The organism is Blastococcus mobilis (genome assembly GCF_900188025.1).
Taxonomy (GTDB): Bacteria; Actinomycetota; Actinomycetes; order Mycobacteriales; family Geodermatophilaceae; genus Blastococcus_B; species Blastococcus_B mobilis.
Map to the genome: position 1 here is coordinate 149,494 of NZ_FZNO01000011.1, position 17,041 is coordinate 166,534.

At 71.6% G+C, this 17,041-nt stretch carries 15 protein-coding genes and 1 tRNA gene; 10 read left to right on the forward strand and 6 right to left on the reverse strand.

The window, feature by feature from the left end:
* Both dnaG and CHB94_RS11990 read left to right on the forward strand, forming a co-directional pair.
* The gene (gene dnaG / locus CHB94_RS11985) at positions 1-1,890 is read left to right on the forward strand and encodes a DNA primase (protein WP_089336795.1); all 1,890 of its coding nucleotides are present in this window, start codon (positions 1-3) and stop codon (positions 1,888-1,890) included.
* The gene (locus tag CHB94_RS11990; RefSeq protein WP_089336796.1) at positions 1,887-2,462 is read left to right on the forward strand and encodes a hypothetical protein; all 576 of its coding nucleotides are present in this window, start codon (positions 1,887-1,889) and stop codon (positions 2,460-2,462) included. Before dnaG ends, CHB94_RS11990 begins: the two co-directional genes overlap by 4 nt.
* Positions 2,463-2,490: 28 nt before the next feature.
* Here the strand turns inward: CHB94_RS11990 and CHB94_RS11995 are convergent, their stop codons facing one another.
* Positions 2,491-2,700, reverse strand: a complete 210-nt coding sequence (locus CHB94_RS11995; RefSeq protein ID WP_089336797.1) for a hypothetical protein — start codon at positions 2,698-2,700, stop codon at positions 2,491-2,493.
* A 137-nt stretch (positions 2,701-2,837) separates the two neighbouring features.
* On the opposite strand from CHB94_RS11995, the gene CHB94_RS12000 reads away from it, so the two are divergent.
* Positions 2,838-2,910, forward strand: a tRNA-Asn gene (locus CHB94_RS12000).
* A 110-nt stretch (positions 2,911-3,020) separates the two neighbouring features.
* A complete protein-coding gene (locus tag CHB94_RS26140) occupies positions 3,021-4,265 on the forward strand; it encodes a tyrosine-type recombinase/integrase (protein ID WP_089336798.1) in 1,245 nt (414 codons plus the stop codon).
* Between the two features lie 72 nt (positions 4,266-4,337).
* On the opposite strand, the gene mobF is transcribed toward CHB94_RS26140, so the two are convergent.
* On the reverse strand, positions 4,338-7,943 hold the full coding sequence (mobF, locus tag CHB94_RS12010; protein WP_254920588.1) for a MobF family relaxase: 3,606 nt from the start codon (positions 7,941-7,943) through the stop codon (positions 4,338-4,340).
* Positions 7,944-8,329: 386 nt separating this feature from the next.
* Between mobF and CHB94_RS26735 the strand changes: the two genes are divergently transcribed.
* From CHB94_RS26735 to CHB94_RS12025, 4 genes are all read left to right on the forward strand, one after another.
* Positions 8,330-8,512, forward strand: a complete 183-nt coding sequence (locus CHB94_RS26735; protein ID WP_368073858.1) for a helix-turn-helix domain-containing protein — start codon at positions 8,330-8,332, stop codon at positions 8,510-8,512.
* Positions 8,509-9,042, forward strand: coding sequence for a helix-turn-helix domain-containing protein (locus CHB94_RS12015; RefSeq protein WP_141137473.1), 534 nt, complete (start codon positions 8,509-8,511; stop codon positions 9,040-9,042). The genes CHB94_RS26735 and CHB94_RS12015 overlap by 4 nt, the downstream gene beginning before the upstream one ends.
* A gap of 386 nt (positions 9,043-9,428) precedes the next feature.
* Positions 9,429-10,466, forward strand: a complete 1,038-nt coding sequence (locus tag CHB94_RS24515; RefSeq protein ID WP_141137474.1) for an SEC-C domain-containing protein — start codon at positions 9,429-9,431, stop codon at positions 10,464-10,466.
* Positions 10,430-11,554 (forward strand): plasmid pRiA4b ORF-3 family protein, encoded by a 1,125-nt coding sequence (locus CHB94_RS12025; protein ID WP_254920589.1) that lies wholly within the window; start codon positions 10,430-10,432, stop codon positions 11,552-11,554. Before CHB94_RS24515 ends, CHB94_RS12025 begins: the two co-directional genes overlap by 37 nt.
* A gap of 23 nt (positions 11,555-11,577) precedes the next feature.
* Here the strand turns inward: CHB94_RS12025 and CHB94_RS12030 are convergent, their stop codons facing one another.
* The 3 genes from CHB94_RS12030 to CHB94_RS12040 all read right to left on the reverse strand — a co-directional run bounded on the left by CHB94_RS12030 (position 11,578) and on the right by CHB94_RS12040 (position 13,754).
* Complete coding sequence (locus CHB94_RS12030) at positions 11,578-11,955, reverse strand: PIN domain-containing protein (protein WP_089336800.1); 378 nt, start codon at positions 11,953-11,955, stop codon at positions 11,578-11,580.
* Positions 11,952-12,197 carry a type II toxin-antitoxin system Phd/YefM family antitoxin gene (locus CHB94_RS12035; RefSeq protein ID WP_089336822.1) on the reverse strand — a complete coding sequence of 82 codons (246 nt, stop codon included), beginning with the start codon at positions 12,195-12,197 and terminating at the stop codon, positions 11,952-11,954. Before CHB94_RS12035 ends, CHB94_RS12030 begins: the two co-directional genes overlap by 4 nt.
* Before the next feature lie 300 nt (positions 12,198-12,497).
* Positions 12,498-13,754, reverse strand: coding sequence for an IS110 family RNA-guided transposase (locus tag CHB94_RS12040; RefSeq protein ID WP_089336801.1), 1,257 nt, complete (start codon positions 13,752-13,754; stop codon positions 12,498-12,500).
* Positions 13,755-14,546: 792 nt separating this feature from the next.
* On the opposite strand from CHB94_RS12040, the gene CHB94_RS12045 reads away from it, so the two are divergent.
* Together CHB94_RS12045 and ubiG are read left to right on the forward strand one after the other, a co-directional pair.
* Positions 14,547-14,993 carry an SRPBCC family protein gene (locus tag CHB94_RS12045; protein ID WP_089336802.1) on the forward strand — a complete coding sequence of 149 codons (447 nt, stop codon included), beginning with the start codon at positions 14,547-14,549 and terminating at the stop codon, positions 14,991-14,993.
* 104 nt (positions 14,994-15,097) lie between these two features.
* Entirely contained in the window at positions 15,098-15,880 is a 783-nt protein-coding gene (gene ubiG / locus CHB94_RS12050) for a bifunctional 2-polyprenyl-6-hydroxyphenol methylase/3-demethylubiquinol 3-O-methyltransferase UbiG (RefSeq protein WP_089336803.1), read from the forward strand.
* Between the two features lie 291 nt (positions 15,881-16,171).
* On the opposite strand, the gene CHB94_RS12055 is transcribed toward ubiG, so the two are convergent.
* Entirely contained in the window at positions 16,172-16,561 is a 390-nt protein-coding gene (locus tag CHB94_RS12055; RefSeq protein WP_089336804.1) for a VOC family protein, read from the reverse strand.
* Between the last annotated feature and the right edge of the window lie 480 nt (positions 16,562-17,041).

The following is a 17,041-nucleotide window of genomic DNA, read 5'->3' on the forward strand; positions in this document are numbered from 1 at the left end:
ATGGCCGGGCGGGGACGCATCCGGGCCGCGGACATCGCGCTGGTCCGTGAGCGGTCCAAGATCGACGAGATCGTCGGTGAGCACCTGCAGCTGAAGCGTGCCGGCGGCGGCAGCCTCAAGGGGCTCTGTCCATTCCACGACGAGAAGTCACCGTCGTTCCAGGTCACCCCGTCGCGCGGACTCTGGCACTGCTTCGGGTGCGGGATGGGCGGTGATGTCATCAGCTTCGTGCAGCAGATCGACCACCTCTCCTTTTCCGAGGCGGTCGAGCTGCTGGCCGGGCGGGCGAACGTCGAGCTGCGCTACGAGGACGACAGCGGCCGGGCCACCGGCGCCCCCGACCGCGCCAACGTCGGCCAGCGCGCCCGGCTGGTCGCGGCCAACACCGCGGCCGCGGCGTTCTACGTCGAGCAGCTCGGGACGCCGGACGCCGCGCCCGCGCGTCAGTTCCTCGCCGAGCGGGGCTTCGACCGCCAGGTGGCCCTGGACTTCGGCTGCGGATTCGCCCCGGGCGGGTGGGACGCGCTGACCCGTCACCTGCGGGGCAAGGGCTTCTCTCAGGCCGAGCTGGTGACGGCGGGGCTGGCCAAGGAGTCCTCCCGCGGCACGCTCATCGACCGCTTCCACCGGCGGCTGATCTGGCCGATCCGCGACATCACCGGCGACGTCATCGGCTTCGGCGCCCGCAAGCTGATGGACGACGACCCGGGACCGAAGTACCTCAACACCCCGGAGACGCCGCTCTACAAGAAGAGCACCGTGCTCTACGGGATCGAGCGGGCCAAGCGGGACATCGCCAAGCGGCACCAGGCGGTCGTGGTCGAGGGCTACACCGACGTGATGGCCTGCCACCTGGCCGGCGTGACCACGGCGGTCGCCTCGTGTGGCACGGCCTTCGGCGGGGAGCACATCAGCGTGCTGCGCCGGCTGCTGATGGACCAGGACGAGTTCCGCGGCGAGGTCGTCTACACCTTCGACGGCGACGCCGCGGGCCAGGCGGCGGCGATGAAGACCTTTGCCGAGGACCAGCGCTTTGTGGGGCAGACGTTCGTTGCCGTCGAGCCCAACGGCAACGACCCTTGTGAGCTCCGCCAGGAGCACGGCGACGCCGCGGTCCGCGATCTCATCGCCCGGCGAACGCCGCTGATCGAGTTCGTGCTGAAGACGACGCTGGCCGGCTACGACCTCGACACCGTCGAGGGCCGCGTCGCCGCGCTGGAGAAGACCGCCCCGCTGCTGGCCCAGATCAAGGACCACGCGCTGCGCCCGGCCTACGCCCGCCGGCTCGCCGGGCTGCTCGGCCTGCCCGACGAGTCCGACGTCATGGATCGGCTCCGGCGGCTGACCGGTGGCGACGGCGATGCCGGGCGCGGCAAGCCCCGGGCACGCGCTCCGCAGAAGAGCCCGGACGACGTGGCGGTCGAGGTGGAGCGAGAGGCGGTCAAGGCGGCGCTGCAGTGCCCCGAGATCGCCGGCCCGTCCTTCGACAGCGTCACCCCCGCGGAGTACACGCACCCGGACTACGCCGCCGTTGCCGCGGCGATCGCCGCGGCCGGGGGAGCCGCGGCGGCGACCACGACCGGGGCGGCGTGGATCGAGGCGGTCGCGCAGCACTGCGACCGGGAGAGTGCGCGGGCGCAGCTCACTGCTCTGGCCGTCGAGCCCCTGCTGGCGGTCGGGGAGAACGACGTCACCTACATCAACGCGCTGATGGCTCGGCTCCAGGAGATGTCCGCCGTCCGGCGGATCACCGCCCTCAAGGGACGGCTGCAGCGGATGAACCCGGTCGAGGCGGCCGACGACTACATGAAGGCGTTCAAGCAGCTGATGGATCTCGAACAGCTGGCGATCTCGCTGCGCAAACGGGCGACGGGCGGACTGACGCCGTGAACCTCCTGGACCACGTGAAGCGGCGGTTCGCACGGCCGCCGGAGCCGGTGCGGGTCGCCGTCCTGGCATCGACCGATCCGGACGAGCGGGTGCTGGCCTGGGGCACGCTCGCCCGCGACGAGGGGTGGTTGGTCGCCACCTCTCGCGGGCTGCGGAGGGTGCCGGCGGAGATCCCGTCCGTCGCCGATGCCGAAGTGCTGCCCTGGCACGAGGTCGCCGAGGCTCGCTGGTCGGCCACCAAGGACGGTGGGGGCTCCTTCCGGGTGACCGCTCTCCGGGAGGTCGAGCCCGGGGTGCAGGCCAGGCAGCCCGAGCAGCGCCATGTGCTCATCGACGCCGGTGACCTACCGGCCGTCGTACGTCGCCGGGTGAATCAGACCGTGGTGGCCAGTCAGCGGTCGCCGCTGCCCGGTGGGGGAGGGGTGCTGCTCGTCGCGCGCCGGGTCCCCGGGCAGGCCGTGCGGGAGTGGACCGTCGTCTTCGACGACGACGAGCGGCGCACCGACCCCGTGGCCCGCGAGGCGGCGCGGCAGAAGCTCGCCGATCTGGTCGCCGCCGACCAGCCGGACTGAGCCTTTCGGCTCAGCCCCGGAACCCAGCTCAGTGCGGCGTCTCGCTGCCCATCCGGGCGCGGAGCGAGGACAGGGCGTCGTCGGCCTTGGCCTGGGCGACACCGGCGATGCTCTGCAGGCGCGGGTCGTCCTTGGCGTGCTCCCAGCCGCGGCGGATCTGCTCGTAGCGCTCGCGACCGGCCTTGGAGCCGAGCACGTAGCCGGCGCCGAATCCGGCGAGAAAGGACAGCTTGGCCACGAGAACCTCCACGTCGGTCGATCAGGGCGGGATCACGCTACCTGTGTTGTGCGCAACGCGAGACGGTGGGCGAGCCGGGCGGAGAGCGGCTGCGCGTGTGCGGTAGTCTCGTCGGGCCAGCGGGTCGCACCCGCTCGTCCCCCGTAGCTCAATTGGCAGAGCATGCGACTGTTAATCGCAGGGTTATTGGTTCGAGTCCAATCGGGGGAGCAAAACAAGCCCCTGACCAGCGGAGACGCCGGTCAGGGGCTTTTTGCTTGTCTTCGGCGGAGCGGTGAGGCACTCTAAAGGCACTCTTTACCGGATGCCGGAGGTGCCCCGTGGGACGTCCGCCGCTGCCGCTGGGCACCTCCGGCAAGGTGCTCTATTTCGCCCAGCCGGGCGGGCAGGTCAAGGCCCGGGTCAAGTTCCGCGACTACGACGGCCGGGTCCGGCTGGTGTCCAAGACCGGGGCATCCCGGGCCGCCGCCGAGCGGGCCCTCAAGGCCGAGCTGACCACCCGCCGCGCTCCGGGCGGCACCGCGGCGCTCACTTCGGGGTCGCGGATGACAGCTCTGGCCGACGCGTGGCTGGCGGCCGATCACGGCTGGTCGACCGGCACCGAGCGCACCTACCGCTCGGTGGTGAGGACGCAGGTGAAGCCGGCCTTCGGCCAGCTGTGCCTGCGCGAGGTCACCCCCGGCGTGGTGGGCCGGGCGCTGTCGGCGATCGCGAAGAACAGCGGCCCCGGCGCGGCCAAGACGGCGCGGGCCTGCCTGTCGGGCATGTTCGCGCTGGCCGTTGCCGACGGCGCCGTCGCGGTCAACCCGGTCCGGGACGCGCCGTCGCGGCTGAACACGGCCACGAAGAAGGCCCCGCGGGCCCTCACCCGCAGCGAGACCGCCCGGCTGGTCGAGCTGTTCCACAGCAGTTCCCACGCGGCCGAGCTCGATCTTCCGGACCTCGTCGACTGGATGCTGGCCACCGGCTGCCGGATCGGCGAGGCGCTGGCGCTGCGCTACGGCATCAACGGCGACGGCCGACCGCTGCTGGATGCGGGCGCCGGCACGTGGGAGGTCAACGCCACCGTGGTCCGCGTCCCCGGGGCGGGACTGACCATCCAGCCGCGGCCGAAGACCGCCGCGGGCTGGCGGGTGATCGCTTTGCCGGACTTCGCGGTGCGGATGCTCCAGCGACGGCGCGCCGCGGCCGGCGACACCGCGGGTGAGCTCGTGTTCGCCGCGCCGCTGGCCCGGGGCCTGCGCGATCCGGTGAACGTCTCCGGGCATCTGCGTCAGCTGCTGGACTCCTTCGACTGCGAACGGTGCGCGGGGACCGGCTATCAGCTCGCCCCCGGTGGCGGGACGGCAGGCGCTCGACAGCGGAATCGCTGTGCCGAGGGGCCGTGGTCCTGGGTCACCTCGCACACCTTCCGCAAGACCGTGGCCACACGGCTGGACGAGGCCGGGCTGGCCCCGCGGCAGGTTGCCGACCAGCTCGGGCACGCCAATCCCTCGATGACCCTCGACGTCTACTTCGGCCGTCAGGTCGTCAGCGCCGACGTCGCTCGTGTGCTGGACCGCTGAACCGACCCGACAGCGATCTGGGGGTCCTTCGGTGCGGCGCCGACGAAACGCATATCTCATGCCGCTGCATCCTCACCGTCCCATCCGCGGACCGCGGCCGGGACGGTGCCCCAGGGATGGCGGCGGTGGCGGCGGCACCGGGAGGGCCGGTTCCGGCGCTCCCGACGGCTTCGCGGCTGTGCGGCCTGCGACCCGCTCGGCGTCAGCGCGGGCGCGCCAGGCGCCGCGTTCCTGGGTGAGCCGGTCGGCGGGCCGGGCGAGCAGGGCCGGCTCGGCCTCGAGCGTCGCGATGCGCGCCCGGGCGTCGGTGAGCTCCTGGTGGGTGGCGGCGATGTCGCGCTCAAGGTCGGCGAGCCGGCCGGCGGGCTCCGGGGTCCAGGCCACGGGTCCGAAGCGGTCGAGCCGTTCGTCGCGCTGGCGGCGCGCCTCGGCCAGGGCGCGCCGGCCCCGTTCATGATCCTTGTGGGCCGTCTCGGCGGCGGCGCGCAGCTGGGCGTGTTCGGGGTGGGCCTGTTCGGCGGCGCGCCGGGCTGCCGCGTCGAACGCTCTCCACAGCGCGGGTCGGTCGTCGAACCAGCTGGCAACGCCCGCGAGGTCTTTCGTGTCGGTGGGCAGTCCCGGCAGGTGCTGGCGCCACCCGTGGGCCCAGTCGGTGAGCTGCTCGCCGGCCCGGGCGACCGCGCCCTGCCGCAGCCGGAGCCGGCCGGGCCCGTGGAGCACGACCGTCGCGGCCGCGTGCGCGGCGTCGCGTTCGCCGTCCCAGCGACGCAGCAACGCGTCGCGGAGCCGGTCGGCCTCTGCGGCGATCACCGCCGCGCTGGTCTCGACCCGTCGCGCTGCCTGCGCCGCGGCGGTGGCCGCCTGCTCACCGGCGGCCTCCAGCCTGGCCAGTTCGCCGGCGTGCGGAGCCTCCTGCGTGACCAGCTCACGCAGGAGGTCGCGCTGGGGCCGACTGAAGGCGAGCCGGTCCAGGCAGCGCCGCTCGACGGTCCACGCGGCACGCAGTTCGGCCAGCACCTGCTCCAGCGGGCGGGGGAGGGCGTACCGGGAGGCCTCGTCACCGGCCAGCCTGGCGGCGTGGGCGGGGCCGAGGTCGGCGCGGTCGCGGGCGAAGACGCCGAGCCACTGCTCCCGCGCCTCGGCGGCATCGGTGCCGATGAGGTGGGCGGTGTTCGCGTGGCGGCCGCGGGTCATGCCGACGTAGGCCGACGCGGCGCCGGTGTGCTCGCCGACCACCAGGTGCGCCGTTCCGACGGTCTCGCCCTGGGCGCCGTGCGCGGTGGTGGCGTACGCGAGTTCCACGTGCTCGCTGACGTAGTCGGCGGGCAGCACCCGCTGTCCCGGACCGGCCGGGGTGACAGCGGGGGCGACGAGCAGGCCGCCCCGGCGGCCGACGGCGGCGACGACCCAGGTGTCCCGGTTGGCGACATCCAGGTCGCGGTCGTTGCGGCGGGTGGCGACCCGGTCGCCGGCACCGATCCGTTCCCCGGCCCGGGTCACCACCACGTGCCGGTCGTCTACCCGCCCGGCGGCCACCAGCCGGTCTCGGATGGCGGCGTTGAGCTCGGCGGCCTGCTCGCCGGTGTCCACGACCACCGCGACGCGGCCCCCCGCTGCGTCCGATGCTGCGGCGGTCGCGGCGAGCGCCTCCCGCAGCGCGGCGGCGTCGGGGTGCAGCCGGACCTGGCCGCGCGCGAGCAGCGCGCCGAAGACCGCGCCGGGGTCGTCCCCGGAGCGCATGGCCAGGGTCAGGTCCGCGTAGCCGGTGTCAGGTGTCGTGCGACCGGCGGCGTCGGTGCGCACGAAGCGGTGCACAGCGACCAGAGTCAGGTACGCCTGGGCGTTGACCTGTCCGACGGCGAGGTCGAGCACGCCGCCGCGGCCGACCGCGGGCAGCTGGTGGCGGTCGCCGAGCAACGCCACGCGTGCCTGACTCTGATCCGCCACCGTCAGCAGCGCCAGGGTGGTGACCTGGTCGGCCATCCCGGCCTCATCGACGACGAGGAGGTCTCCCGGTAGCAGCTGGGCTGCCGGGTCCGGGCCGCTGTAGGCGCGGCCGGTGGCCGGGTCGGGATCGCCGACGGCGAGGCGGGTCCAGCGGCCGTCGTCGTCCCAGCGCCAGCCGTGCTGGTGGGCCAGCCACGCCGCCGATCCCGCCGCCGCACCCACCTCGGCGGCGGCGACCCTGGCAGCCTTCAGCGTGGGGGTGACAACGACGAGACGGCGACCTGACAGGTCGAGCAGGTCGCGGGTGGCGGCGAGGGTGGTGGTCTTGCCGGCACCGGCTGCGCCCTCCACCACGACCAGCGGGCGGTCTCCGGCGAGCGCGGCGACCACCGCGGTCTGCCCGGCGTCCAGCCGCTCCGCGGTTCTCGTGGCGGCAGCCAGGAGTGTCGGGTCGGTGTGAGGGGCGCCAGCAGTGGCGCGGGCGGCGAAGCGAGTGGTCAGCTCGGCCTCGACGGAGAGCACCGGCGTGGAGGTCCAGGCCCGGATGTGCTCGGGCACGCCGTCGCGGTCCAGCAGCGGGACGCAACGCCTCATGGCGCGGGCGGTGAGGTCCTCGGCCAGCTCGAGGCGCACGGCAGGCTCGACCACGACTCCGGCGGCGGTGATCAGCCGCTCCACCTCGCCGCGCACGTCGGCGGGGTTCCACGCTGACCTTCCGGCGGCCAGCCGGGCCAGCGCGCGTTCCACCAGCTGGTCCCGGTGAAGGGTGCCCACCGGGGTGGGCGTCACCGGGACCGGCTTGCCCGGGGCGCGGAAGCCGAGGTGGTACAGCTCGGTCCGCCACCGTTCGTCCAGGCTCGTCCCGGGCTGCGGGGTGACCTTGTCGGGGCGGTCCTCCGCCCAGGCCCGGTGGTGCCAGGCGCGGCGCAGAGCCGGGCCGGGGACTTCACCGGGGTGCGCCTGAGTCCATTCCCGTTCGTAGCGGTTCATGTTGCGTCCGATTTGCGCCGCACGGCCACTCATGGGGCCCACGTACTCGGTGAGCTGCTGTATCTCTCCGGTACTGCTCTTGGTGTAGCCGTTTGCCGCGAACGCCGCATTCAATTCCGGGTCGCAGGCCATCGCGGCGTGCCCCATTCCGTTGAGCGCGTTGATCACGTCGCGGACGCCGACGGTGTGTAGACCGCGCCATTTCCCGGCGGCGAACACCCGGGACAGGAACTGTAGGTGCAGATGCCGGTGCGGGTCGTTCGCGCGGGAGGTGTGGTGCCGAATCGTGGCCGCCTCCAGCACCTGAAGCGGCACCTGCACTTGCCCTCCGCGCGGGCCGACCCGGGTGGTGGCGTGTTCCGAGAGCCAGGCGATGATCTGCTCCGCGGCGCGGTCCTGCGCCGCGTCGTACGCCTTCGCGATGTCCGGGTGTAGTGCGGCCGCCAGCGACCAGGTCTTCGGGCCGTTGACGACCACCTCGACGAACCGGACCGCGTGGTCGTCGTGGCGCAGCCGGCCGCGCGGCTCCCCGGTGGCCGGGTCCCGGCCGGCCACCCACCCCTCGTACGTCTCGCCGGTCAGCGGCGCGAGCTCCACCACCCGACGGTCGGTGGCGGTGAAGCGGCGGGCCACGCCGGCCCCTTCGGTCAGGTAGTAGTCATCGGCCCGGCCCCGGTCGGCCTCCACGTAGTGCCGCGCGGCCGCCGGTGTGCCGGCGTAGACCTTGAGCCCGCCGTGCACTTATCAACGCCACCCAACAATGACCAACACGTCACCCCTAGAAACGACGATGGGGTCCGCGAAGCGGAGCCCGATCTACCTCTATTGGTAGCACCCGTCCCGTTCTTGGGAAAGGGCTTCCGCGGGGTCCGAGTAGATCACTTTCCGGGATCGCGCGAAGTGTCGCGATTGAGTCGTTGGAATGTGCTTGATAATGGTTGGGTATTCGAGCCGGGGAAACGTTGAGCGGCTGCGGGCGCGCACGCTGATCGGGGCGCCAGGGCGCAGCGTGTCGACTCGCGGAGCGACGGATGATTATGTGATTTGGGCTCGAGCACGCAGCGCCCGACGTCGCGCGTGGAGGGGCCTGGGTGTCGGGCCCGGCGCGAAGGTCGCCAGACTGGGGCATGAGGCAAGGCGGTGGAGGAGAGCTGGAGCGGGTTCGGGCGCTGCGGCAGCGGGGGTTGTCTCCGAAGGAGATCGCCCGCGCGCTGGGGCTGCCGCCGTCGCGGGTCACGCGGCTGTCAGGGCGGTGGCAGCGGAGGAGACCACCGACCCGACCCGGAGTCCGGTGGTGGAGTGCTGGGTGAGTTCCGGCTGGAGCGCCGGGCTGACCGTCACCGGTCACCCCGAATGGCTCGACGAGCCGGGGGACGACGACGCCTCCTCCGGGCTGGTCGGGGTGCTGGTGGCCCGAGAGGCCGGCCGGAGCCGGGTCAGCGTCTGTGCCTGGCTGGTCGACGTCTACTGCCTGGGGGTCAAGAACGATCTGGGCCCCACGGTGACCTATCGCGCCGACCTGCCCCAGATCGTCCACAGCTTCTTCGCCGTGTTCGGGAGGCGGCGGGTGCCGGCGCCGCTGGAGCTGGCGCAGCACCTGGTGCTCGGGGCCGTGGACTACGCCGGCAGCCTGGGCTTCGAACCCGCCGCGGAGGCCGACTTCGCCGACACCCGCGGCCACCTCGGCCCGTGGGAGGGGTCGAGCCCGATCCGGTTCGGCCGAGATGGCAAGCCGTTCTTCATCTCCGGCCCGAACGACAATCCGCCCCGCATCCTCAAGCAACTCGAGCGCTCGGTGGGTGGGGGCAACTTCGACTACATGATCGGCGTGCCGGAGTAGCAGGGGCGCACCGGACACCCGCCATCAGGAGGTCGCGGCCGCCTCGGTCAAGGTCAGCAGGTACGGGACTCCCTAGCGGTGTGCTCGTCGGTCATGGCTGGACCACCCGGCCGAGCCGAGCAGGGTGGCCGAGCCGGGAGGGGACCTGCCGGCTCGGCCATGGGCGCCGACCACGAGTGGTCGCCGCGCCTGCGTCCCAGCCTGGTGGCGCTTCCTCCGGGTCCTCTCCGGTCCCGCGCCAGCCAGTGTCCAGTTACCGGCGTTCGACAACCGCAGCAGAACAGGAGAAGCGCGGAAGGAAAACAGGAGGACTCCCGACAAGGACAGTCTGACTCCCACATCTCTGCCGCGGCTGCCCGCGGCGTCGGGTCGGCGACGATGGCGCCGTGCATGTGGACGAGCTGGACCGTGTTGACCGCGAGGTCAGGGAGGCGGCGGCTGGGCCGCCGGAGGCGTACGCGCGGGTGCTGGAGCGGGCGCTCGCGGCGTGCGACGCCGACCCGGCCGCGGCGGAGTACCTCGACGTGCTGGAGCTGCACGACGAGCTCGCCGACGCCTACGACCGGCTGGGCCGGGTGGAGGACGCGCTGCGGCACGCGGACGTGCTGGTCGAACAGGGCTATCGGTGTGAGCCGGATCCGCGCTGCCGGCGGGCGGAGATCCTGACCCGCCACGGGCAGCTGCAGGAGGCGGCGGCGATCTGGGACGAGGTCGCGCGCGACACGCCGGAGGACGTGTGGCTCTACAACAACGCCGGGCTGGAGTACGCGGCGATCGGGGAGCACGAGCTCGCGCTCGGCTGGCTGACGAAGGGACTCGAGCTGGCGGTGCGCACCGGGGACCCGGAGCGGCTGGTGGGTCAGCTGCGGCAACTGCGGGCGGAGAGCCTGGCCGTGCTGGGGCTGGAGCCGGACCGGCTGCAGTCCGTTGGGCCTCGGCCGGTGGCGCGCACGTCGGCGCGCCGCCCGGGACCCGCGAGGGCGCCGGCTGGGGGAACGCGCGGCCACGCCGGGCAGCCGCCAGTGGCCTGGGCGTGGCTGCCCGCCGACGAGTACGCGGACCTGGAACGGCGCTGGCCCGACATCGCCCACGGTCCGGCCGCGCGCGACGACGACGGTGGCGTCGTCGAGCATGCGACGTACTGCCGCCGGATGGAGGGTCGGCTGCGCCAGGCGCGGGAGGCCGGGATGACCGCGGTGCGCATCGCGCCGCTGCGGTGGGCGGAGTACCTGGCGTGGCGGGATGCGAACCGGGATGAGGATGGCGATCCGGCGCAGCTGCGCGCCCGGTACGCGGCCGACCTCTGCCGCGACCCGACGAGGGTGATCGCCTGGCCGCCCGCTCGCAACGAGCGGTGCTGGTGCGGCTCGGGGCGCAAGTACAAGAAGTGCTGCGCCGCGCCCGGCCCGGCCGCGGCGCGGTGAAGACCACCCGGCTGCGGGTGACCTTGGCCGAGGTAAGCCCGACGGTGCGGCGGGTGATCGACGTCCCGGCCGCGATCACCCTGGACGAGCTGCACGACGTGCTGCAGGTCGCGCTCGGCTGGACCGACTCGCACCTGCACCAATACCGCACCAGCGCGGCCGTCTACTCGATCGCGAGCGACGACTGGGACGACGAGGGCGAGACCGACGAACGGGGCGTGCGGCTGTCCGCGCTGCCCCCACGGTTCACCTACCTCTACGACTTCGGCGACGGCTGGACCCACGACGTGCAGGTGCTCGGCTCCGGCGGCGACGTCGCCGGCTGTGTCGACGGTGAGGGCGCCTGCCCACCGGAGGACTGCGGCGGCCCGCCCGGCTACGCCGAGCTACTGACGGCGGTGACCGACCCTCGGCACCCGGAGCGCCAGGCGATGCGCGAGTGGGCCGGGGAACGGCTGCGCCCGTTCGACCAGCAGACGGCCGACCGGCGGGTGCGCGACGCCGTGGGCAGTGTGCCGGAGAGCGTCCGGCTGCTGCTCGGTCTGCTGGCCGACGGCGCCAAGCTGACCCCGGGCGGTCGGCTGCCGCGCGTGGTCGTGCGCGCCGTCCAGCAGCGGCGCCCGGACTGGTATCCGCTCGGCCGTCCGGCGTCGATCGAGGAGGACCTGCTGCCGCTGGCCGCGCTGCACGACGTCCTCCGCCACGTCGGCCTGCTGCGGCTGGCGGGCGGCGTGCTCCGCCCGACGAAGGCCGCCGGCGATGAGGTCGAGACCGTCCGCCGGCTGCGCACCTGGTTCCCGCCACGGGAATTCCACACGCTCGTCGCCGAACGGGCGATGGCTCTGGTCGCCGCACGCGGACCGCTGAAGGTGCCGGACCTGGCTGCCGAGGTCTTCGCAATGCTCGGTCAGGGCTGGCGCCGCGGGAACGACCCGATCACGGTCACCGACGTCCAACACGACCTGTACCGCCTGGCGCACCAGCTGGCGGCGGTGGACATGCTCGCGGCCATCTCGCCGGCGTGGACCGCGGGACCGTCGGCCCGCTCCCTGCTCCCCGGCGTGGCGCTTCTCGCCGACCTTGTCTGAATCGCGTCCTCCCTGATGGCTGCTCAGGGCTGCCGAGCATCAACCAGGTCCTTGATGATCTCGAAGTCGGCAAGGTTGTGCGTGAGGAGGGGAACCTTCTCTACGGTCGCGGTTGCCGCTATCGCGAGGTCGATCTGCCGACGCCGAGGGTTGCCGCCCCGTTGTGTGACCGCTGCCGCAAGCCGACCCCACGCCCGCGCCACCTCGACGCTGATGGGGAGCGGGTCGAACGCCGCCTCGATCGCGGCCAAACGGTCCATGCGGCGGGCCCGCTCGTCGTCATCCTCAGCTACGAGAACACCGAAGTGCAGCTCGGTGATCGAAGCAACGCTGATCGCCGCCTCGACGTGGGCCGGCGCGTCCGCGCCGATGAGGACCGAGGTGTCGAGCACCGCCTTCATCGGCAGAACGGGTCGCTCAGCTCAGCGCCGAGCTGAGTCAGGTCGTCGTCCAGACACCGCGGCGGCGGCCCGTGCCAGATCCCGGCGAGCGCAGGACCGCTGACCCAACGGCGCCGGTGTGCCGGTCGTAGCTCTGCCACGGGGCGGCCGGCGACGGTCACGGTGAACGTCTCGCCGGCTTCCACGCGACGCAGCACATCGCCCACCTGGTTGCGAAGCTGCTTCTGCGGGATCGTGTCCACCACGCCATAGTAGCACTTCTGCTACCCACGTTCGAGCGAGATCCGCTACCGCAGCGCAGCTGGGCACCCCAGACGGTCAAAAGGCAGTCGCTCGACTGGTCGGACCTCGGCCTCCCGCCGGAGCGGACAGGCCGCTCGTACGGGCCGCTTGTTCGAGGCGCCCGCTATGGTCGAGATCCAACTGACCGTGGTTGACGCGCTGTCCCAGAAGGCGGCTAATCCGAAAATTACTGGTGGATGGGCGGGCGGCAGCGTCCCGGAGCGCAGCCGGGATGGTCGTTGCGAGCGGGCGGGAGGAGATCAGGCCGCGGGGTTGAGGGTCACGCTGTAGCCCAAGGACTGCAGTTCTCGGATGTGCTGGCGGACCTTGCGTTCGGGGTTGGTGCGGGAGGCGTAGTAGTCCGGGCCGAGGTCGACGAACTGGGCTTCGTCGTCGGAGAGCAGGGCCCAGATGATGACCAGGATCGAGCGGCCGACCGCGACGATCGCCCGCTTCTTGCCGCGGCGGCGGGCGATCCGCCGATACCGCTCGCCGAGGAAGGTGTCGGTGCGGGCGGCGCTGACTGCTGCCTCGCCGACCACCCGCGCCAGATAGCGGTTGCCCTTCCCCGTCCCCGCCTTGCCCTTCGGGCGACCGGCGGACTCACTCACCCCTGGCGCGAAGCGCGCCCACGAGGTCAGGTGCGCCGGCGTCGGAAAACGGCCCATGTCGGTGCCGATCTCGGCGAGGATCATCTGCGCGGCGACCGGCCCCAGCCCAGGAATGGCGTCCAGGCGGACCACGGCGGGCGCGAGCTCGCCGATCTGGGCGTCGATTCGGGCCTGCACGGTGGCGATGTCGGCGGTGACCGCGTCGACCCGCTGCAGCATCTGGGTCAGCAGGAAGGCGTGGTGGTCGGTGAACCGGCCGGTCAGCGCCTCGGTTAGCCGGGCGGTCTTGGACCGCAGGCTGCCCCGGGCCAGCGCGGCGAGCACGGCTGGGTCACGCTCGCCGGCGATGAGCGCGGCCATCATCGCCCGACCGGAGGCGCCGAACGGGTCGCTGACCACGACCGAGAGCTTGATCAGCGCATCCTCGAGCAGCTTCTCCACGCGCTGCTTCTCCGCGGTGCGCACGGCGAGCAGATCGACCCGGTAGCGGGTCAGGTCGCGCAGCTCCCGGATCGCCGGCGGCGGCACGAAGCTGGGCCGCAGCATCTGCCGCTCGGCGACCTTGCACAGCCACACCGCGTCCAGCCGGTCGGTCTTGGGCCGCCCGGGCAGGTGCTTGACGTCCTTGGCGTTGACCAGCCACGTCTCGAAGCGGTCCTCCAGCAGGTAGAACGGCGCCCGCCAGTAGTCGCTGGTCGCCTCCATCACCACCCGGGTCACTCCCAGGCCGGCCAGCCAGTCGCCCAGCCCCAGGAGCGCGGCGGTCATCGTGGAAACGGTGCGAATCTCCTGCATCCGCTGCCCGCGCGGACCGGGCACCCGCGCGCAGCACACCACTTCGCCCTTGCTGACATCCAGCGCCGCGATCCGTTCGATGATCTCGGGCTCGTCGGTCTCGATCTGCATCGCTGTCGCCTCCTCGGTCCAACCAGAGGCGGCCACCCGTAGGAGCTGCAGGGAACGGCGAATCTAATCCTCGTGCTCGAAGCACACGCAACGGCCCATAGCACAGCTCCCGGCGCCCGACTTCAGAACGGCCTCGCGCGACCATGCCACCACGACGTCAACGGGCAGCCGCGCACCATTTTCAGCCCGGAACGGCGCTCCCCGACAGGGGACAAGCAGGACTTCAGAGACAGTTGCCGTCAAATGCAGCTATGACCTGGGTCCACGCCGATCTGTCCTGCGCGGCATGCGAACTGCCGCCGTTCGTGCAGGCCGCTCGGAACCTGCTGTCCACGGCGGCGACGGCGCGGGATGCTGGCGTTGACGTCCCTCGCCCACGGGTGGTGCGTGATGCCCGATCGACGCTCCGGCCGATTCCTCATGGCGGTCATCGATGGAGGTGGCACGCTTCCACCGGCCATGGGGCTGGCCGCTGAGCTGGTCCGGCGCGGTCACTCCGTCGAGGTCATCGCGGATCGCCCGATGGGTGTCGGGCCGGTGGACACTGCGCTTTCAGGCGGCCGTCCTCTGAGGAGCGTCATGAGGAGCAGGTGCCGGGGTCTGCGCGCCGCCGTTGATGGCGTCCCGCTGCCGCTGAGGGCGTCCCGCTGCCTCCCCAGCTTCCACCTGTCAGCGCCCTGGCGGTCCAGGCATGGCTGCCCGCCGACACGCCAGCCGAGTGGGCGTCATCCACCGAAGTCCCCCCGCCCCGCTAGGACACCTCGAGTGAGAAAAGGGTAAGGAGTGCGATCAGTGGACGGGTCCGCCGTCTTCCCACTACGCCCCGAGGAAACCTGGGACCTCCTGTTCGGTGATCGACTGCGGCACGTAGTGCAGTTCTCGCCGACGGTCGCCGCTGTCGAGAACTATGAGATGCGCCCGGACGGGACACCCCGGTACACGATGGTCAACAAGCTCGGCCCCTTCCGGAAGCGGAGCATATCGGACTACTTCATCTACGAACGCCCGGCTCGTTCCGCCAATCGGGTTCTCGGCCTCCCGTTGCGTGGTGCGTTGTACATGACGTTCGAACCCGTCTCGGGAGGAACGCGCGTGAGCGCGCATTGGCAGGTGCACTCACGGCATCGGCTGGCCAGCATGCTGGGGCTCGTGATGCACCCGTTGTTGACCTGGTATCTCCAGCGCGAACTGGACGCCTGGGCCAGAGGTGCGGGACGCGGGGATGAGAGGAGACCGTGACTCGTTACATCCACACCCCCTGTCGACCGGAGGCGCTCCGGGCCTGCAGGGCGACGAACCTGCACGTCATCCCTTCTGCATTCACTGGATGAGGAGGAGTTTCCATGGCCATCGACAACGACGTCTACAACCGGCACGCGGCCAACTGGTGGGACGAGGACGAGCCACTCAACTTGCTCCATGGCAGCGTCACGCCCGCGCGCTTCGGGTACTTCGTTGCCGTGCTACAGAGGCTCGGACGCGATCCGTCCGGACTTCGCGCTCTGGACATCGGCTGCGGGGGTGGCTTTCTGGCGGAGGAGTTCGCCCGGCTGGGATGTGGGGTGGTGGGCGTCGACCCCTCCGCGCCCTCGCTGGACACCGCTCGCCGCCACGCGGAAGGGTGTGGACTTGAGATCGACTATCGCGTCGGCTCCGGTGAGGATCTTCCGGTGCAGGACGAGGAGTTCGACTTCGCCTACTGCTGCGACGTCCTGGAACACGTTACCGATCTGAATCAGGTGATTCGCGAGACAGCTCGTGTTCTGAAGCCTGGCGGGATCTACTTTTTCGACACTGTGAACCGCACACTCCTCAGCAAGGTCCTGGCCATAAAGGTCATGCAGGAGTGGCGCATGACCCGTGCTTTCGACACTCCTGTGCACGAGTGGGACATGTTCATCAAGCCGGAGGAACTCGGCTCCACGATGGCTCACCACGGGCTGCGCCTGCACGAGACGGTGGGCCTGGGGCCACGGGCAAAGAACCCAGCGACCGTCCTCGGTTTCGTGCGGGCCAGGCGGGGACGGATGTCCTACGGGGAGTTGAGCCGCAGACTCGACTTCGGGCAGACGAGGAGCCTGTCAATGTCCTACATGGGCTACGCGACACGGGAAGACACCGCCTGAGACTGAGGGTGAGACCAACGCCGGCGGCCAACGCCCACCTCGATAGAACCAGGAAGCAGTGATTGCGCGCGTGTGGGGCTGAGCCCGGTCGGCGGCGTGGGCGGTCGACGTGGGCTGCGATCTCCACGGACGTCTCCTCGGGGGGAGATAGTCGGCCACCGCCTTCTTCCGCCCAGCCAGGCTCAGCCATGGTCGAGAGCCTGACTCATTCACCGCTGCAGATATCCCATAATGGGCCGCTCGGGGACACCGGCAGCAGTGTGGGTGCGCACATCCTCCGCAGGACAGTCCCTAGGCGGGCGGAGCAAAGAACTCGAGCGGAAGGCCATCCGGGTCCCGGAACGAGAGGCCGAAGCCGTAGCTGGCCTCCTCGATACCGCCGTGCCGGATCCCGAGCTCGTCGAGTCGGGCGGCCCACTGCGCCAGTTCGGCCCGGTCGGCGCATGCGAAGGAGAGGTGGTCGAGGCCCGGACGCCGCTCGTCGAACCGGACGTCGTCGAGGCCGTCCGGGAACTCGTGCAGGCCGACCAGCGTGTCGCCCAGCGACCATACGACGTGCCGGAACGGACCGGTGTCCTCGTCCAGGACTGGTTCAGCGCCGAACAGCTGCCGGTACCAGGGAACGCTCCGCTCGAGATCGGCGACCGTGAGCGCGACATGGGCGATGCGGGGAAATGACATGGTGAAACCCCTCCAAGGTGGAACCCGTCGGCGAGGGTCGTCCTGCATCGTGTGCGGACCAGGCCGACGCGTCAAGGGCCGCGCCCGGCCGGACCCGGACCCTCCGCCGGGACCCGCTGCTCGACCGCAGACGGCCCTCTGGGTCCTCGGGTCGGGCCGTGCGACCGCCACAGCGAACAGGACCCACCGGCGGCATCGTGCGATTGCTCTGCTGGACGAGGGCTGACACCGCTCTGGCGGGAACCGCAGTGAGAGATCGGGGGTTGTGGAGGTCGCTGGAGCGTTCGGGACGACTGGACCTGCTGTGTGGCCGCTCTGTCTTCGCACGGGGTGACGCGGCCCGTTGACATTCTGGTATCGCGCTTCTGTCCCTTAAGTGGGCCGTTTAGAGCTGCCGCCAGTAGGTGCGGTCGCGGCGTTCGGCGTGGCTGATCGTCATGGGCAGGCACGAGCGCCACGCTCGCGAAGGTGCTAACGCTC

What these genes read in the sequence shown, in the direction of transcription:
- CHB94_RS26735 (WP_368073858.1), top strand. Translation starts at nt 8,330, where the DNA reads ATGAGGCAAGGCGGTGGAGGAGAGCTGGAGCGGGTTCGGGCGCTGCGG.
- dnaG (WP_089336795.1), top strand. Translation starts at nt 1, where the DNA reads ATGGCCGGGCGGGGACGCATCCGGGCCGCGGACATCGCGCTGGTCCGT.
- CHB94_RS12040 (WP_089336801.1), bottom strand. Translation starts at nt 13,754, where the DNA reads ATGCAGATCGAGACCGACGAGCCCGAGATCATCGAACGGATCGCGGCG.
- ubiG (WP_089336803.1), top strand. Translation starts at nt 15,098, where the DNA reads ATGGCCATCGACAACGACGTCTACAACCGGCACGCGGCCAACTGGTGG.
- CHB94_RS12055 (WP_089336804.1), bottom strand. Translation starts at nt 16,561, where the DNA reads ATGTCATTTCCCCGCATCGCCCATGTCGCGCTCACGGTCGCCGATCTC.
- CHB94_RS12030 (WP_089336800.1), bottom strand. Translation starts at nt 11,955, where the DNA reads ATGAAGGCGGTGCTCGACACCTCGGTCCTCATCGGCGCGGACGCGCCG.